At 35.9% G+C, this 1,477-nt stretch carries 2 protein-coding genes and 1 pseudogene; all 3 read left to right on the top strand.

Features of this window, described 5'->3' with window-relative positions:
* Positions 1-394, top strand: a pseudogene (locus tag CHH67_RS26985) (GH-E family nuclease); the annotation flags it as partial.
* Positions 395-396: 2 nt separating this feature from the next.
* The gene (locus CHH67_RS25690) at positions 397-828 is read left to right on the top strand and encodes a tetratricopeptide repeat protein (RefSeq protein WP_413773649.1); all 432 of its coding nucleotides are present in this window, start codon (positions 397-399) and stop codon (positions 826-828) included.
* A gap of 11 nt (positions 829-839) precedes the next feature.
* Complete coding sequence (locus tag CHH67_RS25685; RefSeq protein WP_095268203.1) at positions 840-1,259, top strand: hypothetical protein; 420 nt, start codon at positions 840-842, stop codon at positions 1,257-1,259.
* Positions 1,260-1,477: the final 218 nt, after the last annotated feature.

Below are 1,477 nucleotides of genomic sequence, written 5' to 3'. Positions count from 1 at the left end.
CCCTGAGAATGCCTCAAAGAAACCAAAAGCTAAAAAAGCTAAGAAGTTAAGGGAACAATATTTAGGAAGAACACCAGGGAAAAAATCACGTACTGGACGTGAAGTGATAGAAAGAATGAAGAATGAAACTCCTCCCAGGATTAGGACAACACGTAGTGGTAAAACAGAGTTTATGGATAGTGAAGGAGAATGGCATGATCTTAGCGAGGCAGATATGGCTCATATAACCGATGCTGTCTCATGGTGGAACAAAGAAGGAAGACATTATGGTGCGAAGTCAAAGGAAGTAAGGGAATGGATGTTAAACTCCGATAATTATGTATTAGATCACTATAGGCTGAACCGCTCAGCAGGTGCAAAATTAGGTGAAAACTATTTGCCACCGACCAAATAAAAATGGAGGTGAAATTTTTGGAACTAGATGACAAAATTCATGCTCAAATTATAGAGTTATGTGAAGAGGGAGATTCACTAATTGAAGAAGAAGAATTTAATAAAGCGATAGAGAAGTATTCCACGGCCTTAGAATTAGTGCCATCTCCGAAGATTGACTGGGAGGCAAGTACTTGGATTTACACAGCATTAGGTGATGCTTATTTTATCAATGATGATTATGAAATGGCAAAGACTAATTTTTATAATGCCCTTAATTGTCCAGATGGCATTTCAAATCCATTGATTCTCTTGAGACTTGGAGAGAGTCTATTTGAGTGTGGGGAGTTGAATCAAGCAAAGGAGTACCTGTTAAAGGCTTACATGTTGGAAGGTTATAAGATATTTGACGAGGAAGATGATAAGTATTTTAAATCAATTAAAGATATTATTTGAGGAGGATAAATTTGGCTACTCTACAATCACCTATAAAAGAGAAGTTTGAATCCCTTATTAATAAGAGTAATGAACAATTCGAAATTGGTAAATATCATGAATCTATTATAACTCTCGAAGAAGCATGGGGGTTATTGCCTGAACCAAAAGGTATTTATAGTGAAGAAAGCTTTCATCTAGTGAAAGATATTATTGACACTTGTTTTGTTATAAAAGATTTCAAAAAGGCAAAAGTATGGTCGGAAAAAATTTATTTAACAGGATTTGCGCGGAAAGATACTGGTAAAAAGGAATTTATGTCAGGGAAAGTTGCTTTTGAATTGGGTGATTTAGAGTTGGCAAAAGAGTTTTTTAGCATTGCTAACAAAAAATCGGAAGGCCGATGTTTCGAGGATGAGGACATCAAGTATCTTAAATGTTTTAAAAGTTAAGTCTTAAGATGATAAGTAGGGTCTGTCAACAGTTTTGTGTATACTCACCGAAATATATAAGATGAACGCTACTATATTATGCAACAGGTCGATTATGGTCAGATACCACCATGACTGACCTGTATTTTTTATCTTCGTGATTTTCATTTTTTATATTAAGCGCAATTTTGTGAAAAGATTTCGAGGTGGAGCTGGAAGGCCTGATCAAGGCCCCGGTC

The organism is Paenibacillus campinasensis, from assembly GCF_002272015.1.
Taxonomy (GTDB): Bacteria; Bacillota; Bacilli; order Paenibacillales; family Paenibacillaceae; genus Paenibacillus_AQ; species Paenibacillus_AQ campinasensis.
Note: the sequence above shows the minus strand (reverse complement) of the source record. Positions and strands in the feature narration are given on the sequence as shown.

What these genes read in the sequence shown, in the direction of transcription:
- CHH67_RS25690 (WP_413773649.1), top strand. Translation starts at nt 397, where the DNA reads ATGGAGGTGAAATTTTTGGAACTAGATGACAAAATTCATGCTCAAATT.